General features: G+C 44.6%; 9 protein-coding genes. All 9 read right to left on the reverse strand.

Going from position 1 to position 15,371, the window contains the following annotated elements:
• The 9 genes from GO620_RS02330 to GO620_RS02370 all read right to left on the reverse strand — a co-directional run bounded on the left by GO620_RS02330 (position 1) and on the right by GO620_RS02370 (position 15,349).
• Positions 1 to 1,716: an FAD/NAD(P)-binding protein gene (locus GO620_RS02330; protein ID WP_157522471.1), complete on the reverse strand. Its 1,716-nt coding sequence runs from the start codon at positions 1,714 to 1,716 to the stop codon at positions 1 to 3.
• A gap of 60 nt (positions 1,717 to 1,776) precedes the next feature.
• A complete protein-coding gene (locus GO620_RS02335; protein WP_157522468.1) occupies positions 1,777 to 2,964 on the reverse strand; it encodes an anhydro-N-acetylmuramic acid kinase in 1,188 nt (395 codons plus the stop codon).
• A 61-nt stretch (positions 2,965 to 3,025) separates the two neighbouring features.
• Positions 3,026 to 8,089, reverse strand: a complete 5,064-nt coding sequence (locus tag GO620_RS02340; protein WP_157522465.1) for an Ig-like domain-containing protein — start codon at positions 8,087 to 8,089, stop codon at positions 3,026 to 3,028.
• A 101-nt stretch (positions 8,090 to 8,190) separates the two neighbouring features.
• A complete protein-coding gene (locus tag GO620_RS02345) occupies positions 8,191 to 9,735 on the reverse strand; it encodes an FAD/NAD(P)-binding protein (protein WP_157522462.1) in 1,545 nt (514 codons plus the stop codon).
• Complete coding sequence (locus GO620_RS02350; RefSeq protein ID WP_157522459.1) at positions 9,735 to 10,115, reverse strand: sugar 3,4-ketoisomerase; 381 nt, start codon at positions 10,113 to 10,115, stop codon at positions 9,735 to 9,737. The genes GO620_RS02345 and GO620_RS02350 overlap by 1 nt, the downstream gene beginning before the upstream one ends.
• The gene (locus GO620_RS02355) at positions 10,099 to 10,962 is read right to left on the reverse strand and encodes a beta-1,6-N-acetylglucosaminyltransferase (protein ID WP_157522456.1); all 864 of its coding nucleotides are present in this window, start codon (positions 10,960 to 10,962) and stop codon (positions 10,099 to 10,101) included. Before GO620_RS02355 ends, GO620_RS02350 begins: the two co-directional genes overlap by 17 nt.
• A 154-nt stretch (positions 10,963 to 11,116) precedes the next feature.
• On the reverse strand, positions 11,117 to 12,268 hold the full coding sequence (locus GO620_RS02360; RefSeq protein ID WP_157522453.1) for a glycoside hydrolase family 130 protein: 1,152 nt from the start codon (positions 12,266 to 12,268) through the stop codon (positions 11,117 to 11,119).
• A gap of 113 nt (positions 12,269 to 12,381) precedes the next feature.
• Positions 12,382 to 14,337, reverse strand: coding sequence for an OmpA family protein (locus tag GO620_RS02365; protein ID WP_157522450.1), 1,956 nt, complete (start codon positions 14,335 to 14,337; stop codon positions 12,382 to 12,384).
• A 43-nt stretch (positions 14,338 to 14,380) separates the two neighbouring features.
• On the reverse strand, positions 14,381 to 15,349 hold the full coding sequence (locus GO620_RS02370) for a PorP/SprF family type IX secretion system membrane protein (RefSeq protein WP_157522447.1): 969 nt from the start codon (positions 15,347 to 15,349) through the stop codon (positions 14,381 to 14,383).
• Positions 15,350 to 15,371: the final 22 nt, after the last annotated feature.

Here is a 15,371-nt window from a genome sequence, read left to right on the forward strand (position 1 = left end):
TTAAATATTCAGGATGGTATTAACCAACCGTTTAGACGCTTCTTCACAAAAATCAAGTCCCGAATAGTCGGGATTATAGCCGGCCATATACGGAACCGCCATTAGGTATACACGCGGGTTACCGCCGCCTGTAGCATTTACCACCTGAAAGTTATCATTTATTGCAATACCACTTACTTTTAAAAAATAATCGCCGGCTTTATTTTTAACAACACAACGATCATCTGCTTTCATAGCGGCTTTACCCAATTTCTTATCCCGGAATTTTAACCTTGCAGGTACAACCGTTCTATCTTTACGCAAGCTTTTGAACGGAAACTTTTTGTAAGGCAGATGTGGCTGACCAACACAATTGACAAATAGTTTATAGGCATCCGCATGTTTGTTACCTGCCGCATCCTTAAATTGATAAACAGCGCCACCTTTCTTTCGGGGCCTTACACGGCTGTCTTCACCCACTGCTACAATGTCTAATACGCCCGCGTCATGTAAAGCCAAAAACTGCTCGGACGAGCTTTGCGGCATATACGCGATAACAATGGAAATTAATGGCAGCAATACTTTTTGCAGACGCTGCATATCTTCTGCGGATAGATGCTTTGCCGGATAATTCATGGCGAAACTAAGTACACCCAGCATTTCCTTCCAATAGATAGATTTTCGTTTTTTAATAGATTCGGCAGCCTCATCATACTCTGCTCTTAAAAGTTCAAAAGCCTCTTGCCCTTTGCGCATATCCAGCATTTTGTTTACAAATTCTTCGACGCGCAGGTCTTTTATTTTTTTATAAAACTTGGCGTCTTTTTCTTTTATCGGTTCCTTAAAATCTTTTTCGAAAATGTAATCGAGCGATAGGAAGCCATTATTATTTACGATGTGCTCTTCTATCTGCTCAGTACTAAGTAAAGAATCGTTTTGTAAATGTGTATCAGCCAGATGGAAACGCACCGCGGGCAAAAGGCCGCTTCGCGAATGCATGACCATTTTAAAACCTGTACTTTCCTTATCAACTATGTATCGCAATTTGCCATTCTCACGTACAAAGTTGCCATTATTATGAGCAAGCGTGCGAACGGCATCTACTGCCGTAAGGGATGATCCTTTAATGGCGATAGGGCAGTTGGCTTTCAAGTCAAGCTTAGCCGGTGGATAAGGAGATTCGAAATATCCGGAAACCTTTCCCTCGTGTTTCACAGGCCAGTTGTGCCCCGTGCTAATGATCACGACATCAAAATCGGCTGTCTTATTGTTGCTTACAATGCGCACCTTATTTTCTAACGGCAGATCAATAACATCTTCGACCGGATTGCCCATTAAAATATTAGTCTCTATACCTGCTTTTTCGGCCATGACTTTTAACAAATCAAATTGCGCAGTAAGGTATTCGCCAAAAAACAGGCGGGGCAGTACCTTGTACTCGTTAAAATTATCCGGGCAAATATTAAAACGGTTAAGCAGTTCTTTGGGCGCGGTTTTAACCCAATCTTGTATAGAGGTTACAATTTCCGGAATCTCATTATCAGATACGTTGGTGATGTGCTCATCACTGGCGCCCTTAAGGCTGTAAGGCATACCGGCGCCCAGGCGGTCGCTTTTTTCAAAGATGGTAATTACCAAATCTTTCTCTCCCGATTCGACAAATCGCTTGTAAGCGAACATACCGCTGGGACCGCCACCCAGAATGGCTATATGTTTTTTAGTTTCAAGGATGGGCATAAAAATGTAATGCCCATTATGAGCGATAGTATTAAGGCAAAAAACAGATTTCTGTTTTAATTAAGATGGGAAACTTATTTTTCCCATGCTTACAGATGGCGCTCCGCTGGCAGAAAAATCTGTATTACCACCGGCTAAAGTTTCGTTAGCCAGCACAGCAAACAGTACGGCTTCTTTTGCGTCAGGGTGTATACCCAAGTCGGCAGTCGATTTAAGTGTCTGTTTAAAATGCGATCCTATATAGCCGGTTACAATAGGATTGTACATACCACCGCCGCTGATATAGATCTGAAAATCCTTGACTCCGCTTATCTGTTCAATCGGCATAATAATACCTTGCGCGGTGAACTCGGCAAGCGTCGCCATTACGTCAACGTTGCTTAAACGTTCACACCCTGCAACTGAAATTGCGTTTTGTAAATAGTTAAGGCTAAACAGTTCGGGCCCGGTCGTTTTAGGTACAGGCTGAGTAAAGAATGGATCGGCTAATAAAGCTGACAGCAATTTTTCGTTCACGTTGCCTTGAGCAGCTATTTCGCCATTTTTATCATAATAGTTGCCGGGATATTGTTGTTGTACAAACTGGTCCATCAGCGTGTTGCCGGGCCCTACGTCGGTAGAAAAACATCCCTCAGAATCATCGGCAGGCAAATAAGTAAAATTGGCTATTCCGCCAATGTTAAGCATAACTCGGTTTTCCCCCTTAGAGGAAAACATCAGGTAGTCGCCATACAAAGCCAGTGGTGCACCTTCGCCGCCTGCGGCGATATGTTTCTGACGGAAATCGCTAAGCGTGATTATTCCCGTTTTAACCGCTATATGATCGCCATCGCCAATTTGTAAGGTCCCGTTGCCAAATTTTTGCTGCCCGTGCAAACGTTTTGGCGCATGAAATATCGTTTGCCCGTGACTCGCTATCGCGTCAACATCCTGTGGGTCAACATTCCATTCGTCCAGGCACTGCAAAATTAAATCTGCGTGGTATGAACCTATAAACTCATTCAATAACACTACAAGTTCCAAATCTGCCGTCTTTTTTGCAAATACAGATTTCAGGTCTTCCTTAAATGAGATGTCGTAGTCTTTCGTGATAAAATTAAGTACCTCTACAACCGTGTCTTTTCCGCTTCCTTTAATATGGCATAACGCAATGTCCAGCCCGTCAAATGAAGTGCCCGACATGAGCCCGATGATGGTCCTATTATCTTTATTGGCTATCTGGTAAAGGCGCGAAATGTTGCTGTTCAAAGCTTATTGTATTTTCTGCAAGGTATAGCTTGCAAATCGATATACAATATAATCGCCTAAATTATCGAAGCACAGTTACATAACCTGAATATACCTGCGAGCTAAACTTAGTTGTGATCACATAATAATATACCCCTGTTGGCACAGGTGCGCCTTCAAAGGTGCCATCCCAGGGTGTGCCGTAACCAATAGAATGAAAGACTTGCCGACCGTACCTGTTATATATGTCGACTTTTGCACCGGGGTAACTATTTAGGGCAGGAATATTCCAGAAATCATTGACACCATCACCATTTGGCGTAAAGGTGTTGTAAGTAACAATAGGGTCTAAAACAATGTAACTGGTCTCCGCGCTTGATACGCATCCCAATGTATCTGTTACTGTTAGCGTAAAAGTTTGATCAGCGATAGCTGTAAAAATGGGGTTTTTAGCGGTTACATCGTTTAAGTATGTTCCCGGCGACCACAAGTAGGTAACATTGCTTTCATTAACAGTAGGCTCTAATGTTACCGCTGTTCCACGCAAAACATATGTAAGCTTTTTCCCTGCCGACACCACTGGCGGTGGCAAAAATGTAACCGTTTTAGTGTCATATGATGTACAGTAATCATTTGTAGCCGCGATCATGAAACTTACAGACCCTTTTTTTAAGTCGTCGGTACTTATTAAATAAGTTGCATTTGGCTGATTAGCCGCTGTAATGAATTTGCCGGTTCCGGTAGTGGTCCAAAGATAAGTTTTGGCATTTGCGGTTTTGGCTGTTAAATTTATAACGGTGTTTTGATCGCAGATATTTTGATTGCCTCCGGCATTTACGGTAGGGGCGGGGACGAGGGTAACTGTCGTGTTAGACGTTGCAATGGTGCAGCTCCCTAAAGCAGATGCCGTTAACGTAAACACCAGGTTTGGTTTGGTGGCGTCGTCTGCCGATGGCATGTAGATGGCATTGAGATCTGTATTAGATGGGCCAAAGGTACCTGTACCTGTTGTGGTCCAAATCCCGGTAGATATCCCACCCGTTATAGTACCATGTAGTTGTATAAAGTGGCCAACACATACTGTTTGATCGGGCCCCGCTGCTGCAACCGGTTGCACATCAACGCCTATAGTTTTAGTTGCAGTAGGGCCCACACAACCGTTTAAAGTCAAGGTCAATTTATAGTCACCGGCATTTGCAATAGTCAAATTATTAATCGACGGGCTTTGCAAAGCCGATGTGAAATTGTTTGGCCCTGTCCAAGCGTAGATTGCGCCGGCAACTGCAGGGCCGTTCAAAGTAAGCGTCCCGCCGGTGCACACTCTGTCGGGAGCGGTAATGACAGGTAAAGGTGGTGTTGGATTGACTGTTACAACATAAGCGTACACTACGCCCGGGCATCCGTTGTACACAGGTGTTATCAGGTAGGTAACTTTAATTGGGTCGGGCGTGGTGTTGATCAGCGTTTCTGTAATGGTGTTAGCGTTGGTAATGCTCACGTTATCATTGGTGATCCCATTAGCCCCGCCGCGTGTCCAATTAAACGTTGTACCCGGAGTGGCCGACGTAATTTTATAGTTGAGCGCCGTACCGCTGCATACGGTCTCTGCAGCCGGGCTGTTTACCCTTACTGCGGGGTCCACAATAACCGCGAGGTTGAAAGTTGAAGATGCACAGCCGCTTGATTGAGCGGTATAGATATAATTTACGGTGACCGGAGCTGTAGTAGTATTGTACAGGATCTCATGTATGGTGGGCGATGTTTGACCGGATATGGCCGGATTGCGAATGCCCGCTACCGCCGCCCTGCTCCAACTGATAGAGGTTGGCGTAAAGTTGAGTTGGATCTGATAATTTGTTGATGTGCCGTTGCATATTTCTTGTGTAGCGCTGCTTGTAAATTTAAGTGCAGGGTTAACTGTAACCACCAGTTTAAACGGATTGGAAGAACAACTGTTAGAACTGGCAACAATTGTGTAAACAACGTTTATAGGATTATTGGTGGAATTTACTAGCGTTTCTGTAATATCTGCTGTCTGCCCTGTTGCTGCAGCATTGTCTATGCCTGTTACAGCATCCCTGCTCCAGGTATAGGCAACCCCTGTAGTCGCCGATGTAATGTGATAATTCAACGCTGTTGCCGAGCATGTTTCTGCAGTAAGCGGACTGGTGATCGTCGGTAAAGGATTTACGGTAACATTTACAGGCGTTAATGGAGACGAGCACGGCAGCGAAACATATTGTACATAATAGGTTGTGTTCTGTTGTAGGAAAGTGGTAGTGTACGTTGGGCCGGTAAACAGTAATACGTTGTTTGCATCGAACCATTGGAATGTGCCGCCGGGAACATCCGCGGTAGCTGTCAGCGTTGCTTTGTTGTCGAAACAAATAACATTACCCGTTACCGTAACATTTGGTGCCGGCGTTACCGTTACTGTTACAGGAGTGCGCGCGCTGGTAACGCCGTTAAAGGTTGTTTGCACGTAATAAGTGGTTGTAACAGTCGGACTGACCGTAAATGGATTGTTGCCCGATAACGGGGTACCACCAGTAGCGGTTGCAAACCATTGGTAACTGCCACCCGGCGCCGTTGCGGTTACTGTGGCTACAGACCCTGCACAAACGGTAACGCCATCTGCAGTAGGAGGGGCTAACGGCGCAAAAGTCAGCACCACCTGATCGCTTTGGGCACCACATAGGTCGCTTGCCGGTACTACTGTTGTTAACGTTAGTGTTGCGGTACTTTCGCCCGGCGATGGCGTATAAACCGGATTAAGGATATTTGGGTTAGAGAATGTGCCTGTTCCGCCAGACCATCTCACAATAGATGACGTACTTTCCGCTGTTCCTGCTAGTTGGGCGGGCGTTCCGCTTGCAAGGTACTGGTCCGGGCCGGCATTTATCGCAGGCCGCGGCAATATCGTAACGGTAGCCGTCGCCGATGTTCCAGCGCAAAGCAACCTGTTTGTAATGGTGTAGGTGCCGGGTTTGCTTGCGGTTAGGTCTATTTGGCCGTCGGTGTTATCTACGAATACTAAACCAGCGGGCGCTGAAGAAAATGCTCCTGCATACGAGCCCGGCGGAAAACTTGGTGTTGGATTGGCGCCGTATTGACAATAATTTGCCTGCCCATAGCTAAAGTTTGCCTGCCCGCCGCCGGGAGAAATCTGTAAGCTTACAGATGCATTGATACAACTGTTGCTGGCGCTTGTTAATGTTATGGTGTATTTGAGGGGCAAACTTGTTGCAACAGTTATTACCCCTGTGGATGGATTTATGTTTAGACCAGCCGGTGTAGCAGTAAACGTAAACGGCCCTGTAACACCACTAGCGATAATTGGTGTCCGTGTCCCGCCTGCAGTTTGACAGATGGTTCCTGATGAATAAGTAAAAACTGGGTCGGGGATTGGTGTCACCGTAATTGTAAACGGCGTGCGCGCACTATTACATGAGCTATTATCTGTTTCGGCATAGTACGTTGTTGTAGCTTGCAGAGCGGGTGTTACAAAAGTATTGCCCGTTGCAACAACATTGCCTCCGGTGGCGGCGTCGTACCAGCTAACCGGGCCGTTTGCTGTGGCAGTTAGGGTAGTTGCCGTGCCTTGGCAAACTGCGGTTGTTGGCCCGCTTACTACAGGTGTGGCAGGGGAAGGAGTTACTGTCACATCAAATTTAACTCTGACGCTGGCACACTGTCCATTTACTGCCTGTACGTAGAAACTTGTCGAAGTTGATAAAGCAGGTGTTACGAACGTTGTTCCGGTATACAATAAATTCCCTCCCGTCGCTGCATCATACCATTGGTATGACGCAGCCCCCGAAGCAGTTATTGATGCGGGATTGCCCGCGCATACCGCAGCTGTTCCTGTAACGGTTGGTGTAGCGGGCTGTGTAACCACGCTCACGGTCACCGGCGTACGCAAACTCACGCATCCCTGATAGGTGCTTTGCACATAATAGGTTGTTTCTGCCGATAGTGGCGGAGTAATGAAGGTGGGTGCAGACGACAACAGCGTGCCCCCGCTCGCTGCATCGTACCATTGAAATGTAGCACCGTTTTGGATAGACGTTGCAGTAAGTGTTGCCGCATTGCCTGTACAAACTATAGTACCCGGAGCGGTTGGATGCGGCACCTGTGGCATAACCGTCACAATAACCGATACGCGCGCGCTTGCACAGCCTGTTTGGTCATCCATTGCCTCAACATAAAAAGTTGTAGAAGCGGTAAGAGCAGGTGTTTGGAAACTAGCGCCCGTTGCTAAGGGCGTGTTTCCAAACGTACTGTCGAACCATTTTATAATACCTGATGTCGCTGTGGCGCTTAGTGTAGCCGAAGAGTTATAGCAAACCGTTTGGCCCGTTGCCTGAGGTTTAGCCGGTACAGGGTTGACAGTAACGGTTACTGCGGTTCGCGGCCCTGGGCAGCTACCATTGTATGTTTGTACGTAATAGGTAGTTGTTGCGGTTAACGCAGGCGTTGTGAAGTCTGAACTGGTAATAAGTGATGTACCGCCGGTGGGTGTAGTATACCAATCAAAAACGATCCCGGTAGAGGATGATGCCGAAAGTGTTGCTGCTGAACCGGCGCAAATTGAAACACTTGGCGCCGTTGGAGCGTCCGGAAGGGCAGTAACATTCGCCCTTACGGCAATGGGGCTGGTCTGGCATCCGGCTTTGGTGCCAACCACATAGTATATGGTGCTTGCATTCAGCACCGGCGTAGTAAAACTCGCTTGTGTACTTAAAAGATTGCCTCCAGGCGTGTCATACCACTGGTAGCTATCGGCACCGCTGGCGGTTAAGGTTGCTGCCGAGTTCCCACAGATAAAGACGTCGCTAACACGCAGAAAAGATGGATTAGTGATGGTAACTGAATTGCTTGCCGGACCGCAGGCAGCGTTGCCGTCTGTTACAGTTACAGTATAAGTACCCGGAGTTGTAACAGTTATAGTTGATGTAACCTCACCTGTATTCCATTGATAACTGTATGTACCGGAACCGCCCGAGGGTACCGCAGTTATGGTAACAGAGCTGCCTGCACATAAAGTGTTAGAACTTGCATTTACAGCTACCGATTGTATGCAATTTTGCGCAAACGTAGCCGCCGAAAAAAGCAACAGTAAAATGCAAATACAAAGTCTTTTCATTGGCGGCTATGTAACCAGTGTGTTACAGTATACGCCCGCCCGACTAAATGTTGTATTGCTTAGGTGCAGTTTGAAGTACAAGTAGCGGTAAACTATAACATTCAGTTAACCAACTCTTTGGCAAGGTGTTTTGATAAATAAATTATTCTGGATGCATTTTCCAGATGCCAGAAGTATAACAACTCGTTGTAATTGCCACCGGCCAAAGGACCGATCACATAGATACCCTCAGCTGCTTGCAGATGACTGTCTACCTCAAATGCTTTGCGTGATTGATTTATTTTAAGGCCGTTTTTGTTAATCAGATTTTGGATAAGTTTTGATGTAGTCTTTTCAAGATCATCAGCACCGGTACAATTAACAACCACAGCAAAATGATCGGTAAGGCATTGCACCCCGTCTTCCACTTCGTAGAATATGCTTGTTGAGCCATCTGAATTGTAACTGATATTTTGAAGACTACCCTTTAAAACCGTCAATTTATTTTTTGTTACAAGGTTGTTAGCAGCGTTTTTATAATCTGTACCGGACCTGCGGAAAATTCGCGCCAATTGTACGCCATGTACAGCGTAGAATAATTTCTTCGATTGTATATCCAGGGGTGTCAACAATGCTATGGTCTTAGCCATTATTTGGTCTACATCGGGAACAGAGACGTCGCCGTCAATCACTTTTAAAATATCTTTCTTAGCAGCTTCTACAAGTTCTGCAAGACTGTAAGTTTTCTTTAGCCCGAGTTTCTCCAGGTTTTCTGTGAGGCGATGTGCATGAGTGGTGTATGTGATCCCTTTTGGTAAAGATCCGCCGTAGGATAACATGGTTATATTGTTGACCAAGTCACTTAACTCCTTATCATCGTTCAACAGATAAAGTAATTCAATAGCGCTTGCATTTGCACCCGCAATGAAGATGTTGCGTTGTGCAGTAAGATTTTTTTTCAGTGCTTTCTTAATCGCTTCACAAGTCATTTCTAGATCTTGCCCGTGTATGTTATTTAAATATAGCGCCTCATCCTGTTGCTTAAACGCTGTAGTTAATGTGCGTTGCGGCGCCGAACCGATTGCTAATACGATTTTACGAGCACGGATTTGGGCGACATGTGCTTCTATCGCTATTATGACAGATTTATAGTTTTCCTGGGAGTCGACAGCGACTGCTTCGCCGGTTAGCGTATCTATCTTTATCAAATTTTTAGACCGGGCTTGTTCCTTTAAGGCCTTAAACGTTTTGGCCAAATATTGGCCAATGATAGAGCGGGGAAAGTAAACATTATTCCAATCGCCTTGCTCAATAGCATTCTTATTTGACTTTAACCATGTGCCGGCAATAGTGCCGCCTGTTTTGAGATAAGAAGCAATCAACTTATCTTTTTGAGGTATAAACCGGTTCAGAAATTTGTCACGTTCGGTAATATCGGTGAAGAAATCATGCAAGGTTGTTATCGTGAGCGCATTAACGGAAGAACGGTTCCCATATGGTATGCCTTTCCACCACTCCGGATATTTCTCTATTACAATAACTTTTAGGGGCGCCGTTTTTTTCTCAGCCTTTTCGAGTTGTTCAATAATAGCCGTAAGCGTTGCTGTACATGCAATACCGCTGCCTATAAATGCGATATCATAAACCAAATCGGCGGGCTGACTCATTATTCAGCCATTGCTGTTAGCGGTTCTGTGGCGTAATCAGTTTTATCGTAGTTAGTGGACGATAAGCCGATTAATATCGCGTTTGGAGAAAACGAGTAGAACTCATGCCAGTCTCCGGGAAGTAAGACTAGGCATTGGTAAGAACCGCTGAGTTGGTATTCCTTATCTTCTTTTGGGCTTACAACATGCGCAATTAGCGATCCGTTGAGGCAAACCACAGCCTCTATAGATTCGAAATGCCGGTGGCCGCCTCTATTTTCAGCATCGCCAACATCCTGGATATAATATATACGTTTGATATCGAATGGGAGTACATTATCTATGGCAGTAAGCACTCCGCGTCTATCTGCGTGCTGATCAAGTTCAATGATGTACGCCATGAGGTATTTTGTTAGACTCGTCTATCAAATCTAAAACATTCTCGTCTACAGCTATATTGAACTTGCGTGCGAAAATCGCATCAGAGGCATCGATCATTTCAAAATCTTCTGTCTTGAGCAACTTGGGATGTGCCCCACCTGCAGACCAGTCCGTGTACCTGAAATTTTTACCAACAACATCGTCTTTAAAATGAGAATTCATCAGCATGGTTTGAAAAACGAATTCGTCGCTGCCCCACGTATATCTGAAAAAATTGTAGAGCTTTTGATCGCTCTCTACCTTGTCGACCACATATTTTGCAGCATCGGGGCTCAATGTCCAAAATGTAGAGTTGTTACCATAAAAAGTAAGTCCTTTTGGCGTTGGGCGTTTTCCGGCAACCCAATTAAGCATCCTCTCGAGGAAGTATTTGCCTTTAAAAATTTTATCCGTTAAATGGAAACGGTTAATGCGCGCGAGCGCCTCTTCCCATTGTGCAAAATTCCAAACATTAATGAGTTGCTGGCCCTTGTGTTCATCTAAAAAGTCGCTAATATAATCTGCAGACTTAACAGGATAGTCCTGGCCGCTTAATAAATTAATGAAATCGTATTCACGGCCGGAAGCCACAATTTCTTTGATACCATTAAATGTTGCCTGCACAATGGTAAAGCCAGCCCAATTGACCTTGATACGGTTTTTTATAAAATAAACGTTAGGATGGTCGAAAAGACTGCGATGAGTATCCATGTCGATCTTCTTATCGAGATGAATATAAAAATCGAACTTACCGTTATCAAGTTTCTTGATAACACGCATGGTTTGCACGGCAGATGTATACGTGATAATCAAGCAAGCATGCCTCATAATAGTTTTTAGGTTGCATTAAAGTTATAACTATAAATACATTAATACAAAATAAGGCAGACGTAAATGGATGATTTTTAGTTGATAATAAAACCTGAAGTTTGATGCCCGTTTCGATTGTGATCAACTATGCGCAGGTCGTTATTTTCCCATTCTACGGCAACGGATCTGGTTTTGCCGGATGGGCCGGGTCATAAACAGCTACTGCAACGCGCGAATCCGCGCAACCGTAATAAAGAAACCACTTGCTTTTAAAGTAGGCCATGCCTTCTATAAACACCGTTCCGTTAATGTATTGGCCGCTTTTTTCAAAGGCTGCCATCGGTCGAAGGAAAGGAACATCCAACCGCCTGATAAATTTTGACGGTTCTTTAGCACTGAATAATGCCTGACCTGCACAATAAGAATTGGCAGTGAATCGTGTGTCGCGGCCTTCGGCCGCTTTATTTTTGCCGTTATAAAACAGGATAATGCCTTTATCGGTCATCAAAGCCGGTGGGCCGCATTCTGTAAGGTCGCTGTCAAAGTAACCTAATCGCGGCGACATCAATTCTTTTAAGTCGCCTTTGCTATCAACAACAGGCGCCCAGTTCACTAAGTCTGTCGAGGTGGCGGCGTAGACATGCAATTCGCCCCAATACAACCAATATTTGCCATGGCTTTTGATGATTACCTGTTTACCGTTAACAACTTTGGTCAAGATAGAAGCAGATTTAGAGGCAATGTTAAAAAATTTGCCGTTGTAGGCCTTGCGAAATATGGGGCCGTTTTTAGTCCAGTGTAACAGGTCGCGACTTGTAGCCACGCCTAAGCGTGGCACATCACGGTTCCATTCGGTGTAGAAAACCACATAGGTGCCAGTAGGAGTGACAGCAACGCGCGGGTCTTCGCACCCTCCAGGCCATTCATAGGGTTTACCCACATCATTGGCCGGGTAAAGAACAGGTGTTCTATTCCGTTTAAAAGATATGCCATCGCTACTTTCTGCATATCCCAAACGCGAAGTGCGGAAACCGATACCAATGCCGTAAAGATCTTCGGCGCGATACAATACTACGATCTTGCCATTTTTAATTGTCGCTGCCGCGTTAAAGGTATCATTCGCCTCCCACTGCACCTGCTTTTTGCTCATTGGGTCGAGGAAAAGGCTGGTTGTGTCCGGAGAGATAATTGGGTTTACACCTTTTACCCTTTCAAAGCCGCCAAATGCCCAATCAGGTAATTTATTAATGGCAGTTTGTGAAAAGCCTGCAGTTGAATTTAGTAGTGCTAATGCAATGGCACCTGCTTTTAAAAATTTAAGCATGGAAACGAAGATCTTATAATTGGTTGTGACTAAAGTAACACATTAAATATAACAGCACAAAAAAAGGGCGGCGTTTGCACGCTGCCCTTCAATGTATAGTTTTAGGTTGGTTATCAATATTTAAGAATAGTGAACTCTGTGCGGCGGTTAAGCTGATGTTCCGCTTCACTGCATTTAACTCCGTTTGCACATTTATTTAATAAGCGCGTTTCGCCATAACCGTGAGCGATAATTCGCTCCGGATCAATGTCACCTGTAGTAACCATGTAGTCAACCACGGCGTGCGAACGTCTGCGGGACAGCGCCATATTATAATCGTCGTCCGCGCGGCTGTCCGTATGTGAACCGATCTCGATCACCAACGTAGGGTTGTCTTGCATAATCTTGATGATCTTATTCAATTCAACGGCTGCCTCAGGACGGATGTCGGACTTGTCCAAATCATAATAAATATTCTCGATGCGAATGGCCTTATTTAGTTCGATTCTGTCGATATAAAGATTTTTTCTTAAGGTCTTTGGAGGCGTTACGCCAATGGTTGAAACGCTTGCATTGTCACTCAAAAAGCCGCTGCGTTCGCCACGCAGAGAATATGTATTGCCGGTCTGAACGTTGTAAGAGAAATGACCGTTGTCATCCGTAGTGACAACTTTGGGAGAGCCGTTAGACTGAGTCAGCGTAACCGTAGCATCCGGAACCGGAAGAATGGTTTTTTTATTGTAAACGTAACCTTCAAGTTTGATACGTGCTACAGCTTTTTCCTTATAGCTGTAAATATCATCACTACCTACTCCGCCTGTACGGTTTGATGAAAAGTAACCGGTATTGTTGGCATATCGGTTATATGCAAAGTCATCTTGCGGAGAATTGGTAGGATACGCCAGGTTTACGGGCGTAGTCAAATCTTCGTCGACAATAGCAGATCTGTAGATATCTAATCCACCCATGCCGACACCGCCATCTGATGAAAAATACATCATCTTATCTAAGATGTAAGGCGTACGCTCATTACCAGCAGTGTTGATCTTTTTTAGATTTTTAAGGTTTGACCATACGCCATCGGTGTTTTTAGTTACCGAGTAAATGTCGGTACCGCCGATACCTCCGGGCATGTTTGAAACGAAATATAACGTTTTACCGTCCGGACTTATGAACGGATCGCCTACCGAATATTTCTGAACGTTATTTAAGTTGAAGGGCACAGGTTTGCTCCAGGCATTGCCTCGTTTAGTGCTCGAGTAGATCTCGAGGTTGATGGTTTTTATAGCGCCTTTCTCTTTGCTGATGTTTTTAGGGATGCGGGTAAGCGTAAAAAACATTTGGCTACCGTCTGCAGTAAATGATGGTGCGCCTACGTGGTAATCAGTTCCTGCATCGAAATTAAAATGCTTAACCATAGAAGCAACACTTGTAGCTGCCGAATTAGATTCGTAAAGGCTCAAGTAATCGTTACCTGTCCAACCGTATACACGGTCGTTGATCTCTACACCGTGCTCTGTTTTAGTTACAGCCCTTTCTTTTTGTGTATTAGGTCTGTCTGAAGTAAATACTACCGAGTTGTTATACTTAATGGCACCCCAGTCAGATTTTGCGCTGTTTAGAAATTGCTCATTGTTAACGTCGGTACCTGTAGGGTCGTTGATCCATTTTATTGCAGAATCACAAGACGCGGTAAAGAAGCGAAGTTTTACGCTATCAATAGGCAAACTCATTGCATAGTACTGAATATATTGCTGCCTTGCTTCCGCATATTTAGAATTAGCCTTGAGCATTTCCGCATAGGTATAAGTATTTTCGGTCTTGCTTTCAGGCATGCCCACAACAACTGCGTACCACGTCTCTGCATTTTTAAAATCACGCATCAGCAAATAGCAGCTTGCAATATGCTCGGCAACAAAGAGTGTTGGGTCTTTTTTATAGATCTTTAAATACATCTCTACCGCTTTTGAATAATTGTAGAGATTGTACTGATCATTAGCCATTTTTAATGAATAGGATTGCGCTTTAGCACCTAAACTTGAAATTAAGAGACAAATGGACAGGCTAATTGCTGTTAAAACTTTTTTCATGTATATGCTTATGCCTCGTGGTGCGATATTAGGTTATACAATATTAAAAGAAACGTGGGGTTAACATTCGGCTTTTGTAATTCTTGATATAGAACCCAATTGATATCTCGTGGGTACCGCCGCTGTACCCCGCTAACGGCCCAATTGAAAAGTCATACCCATAACCAATGCGGATGTTATCAACAGGGAAAACTTCGATAGCTGCTACGACAGAGTTAAGCGGCGTAAGGTCGTTCTGCAAATAGCTTTTATTATAAATGTTTACACCGGTACGGTAAGAACCGCCTAACCATAATTTTTGTCCCAGTAATAAGAATAAGTTAAGATCCAAACTGGTTGGGCCTCCGCGATCGTCTTTAAGCAAGAAGCTCGGTTTCAAAAATATGTCCTTGCTGATAGGGGCAAGCATGCCCGCGGTTACATAATAATGTGGTTTTGGCTGAGCTAAGAAACCGCTCGTATTTTTCACGTTAACATACTGAGATATCAGGTTGTCTGCAGAGATCCCGGCGTAATATTTATCGTTAGAAAAATAAGCGCCGACGCGGCCATCAGGTAAGATCTTATTCACGGTACCGAGTGGCAGATTAGTTTCGGGATTGGTAGTTACAATTTGAGACCCATCTACACCGACTTGAACAATACCTAAACCAAAACCTAATGCCAGGCGCGAAGACCCCGTGCTGTTAAGCCGTAAACGATAAGCGTAGTTACCATAGGCAGACAAGCTGCGCTGTGCACCCAATTTGTCTGATGCTATCTGGAAAGCCAGACCTACCTTACCATCATTCACTATATCATCAACCGCCAGAGACATGCTCACAGGCGCGCCCACAATACCTGTCCACTGATTACGGTAATATGCATGCAGATTAAGGTTTTCTTTATAACCTGCATAGGCAGGGTTAATATATATGCCGTTAAACATATACTGACTTTGCTGGACATCTTGCTGCGCATAAAGTGCGCTTGCGCAAAATAAAAATGCCAACATTGCCAGTACTCTCTTCATCTGATATCTTAAAGTCATTTGA

The organism is Mucilaginibacter ginkgonis, from assembly GCF_009754905.2.
In the GTDB taxonomy this organism is placed as follows: domain Bacteria; phylum Bacteroidota; class Bacteroidia; order Sphingobacteriales; family Sphingobacteriaceae; genus Mucilaginibacter; species Mucilaginibacter ginkgonis.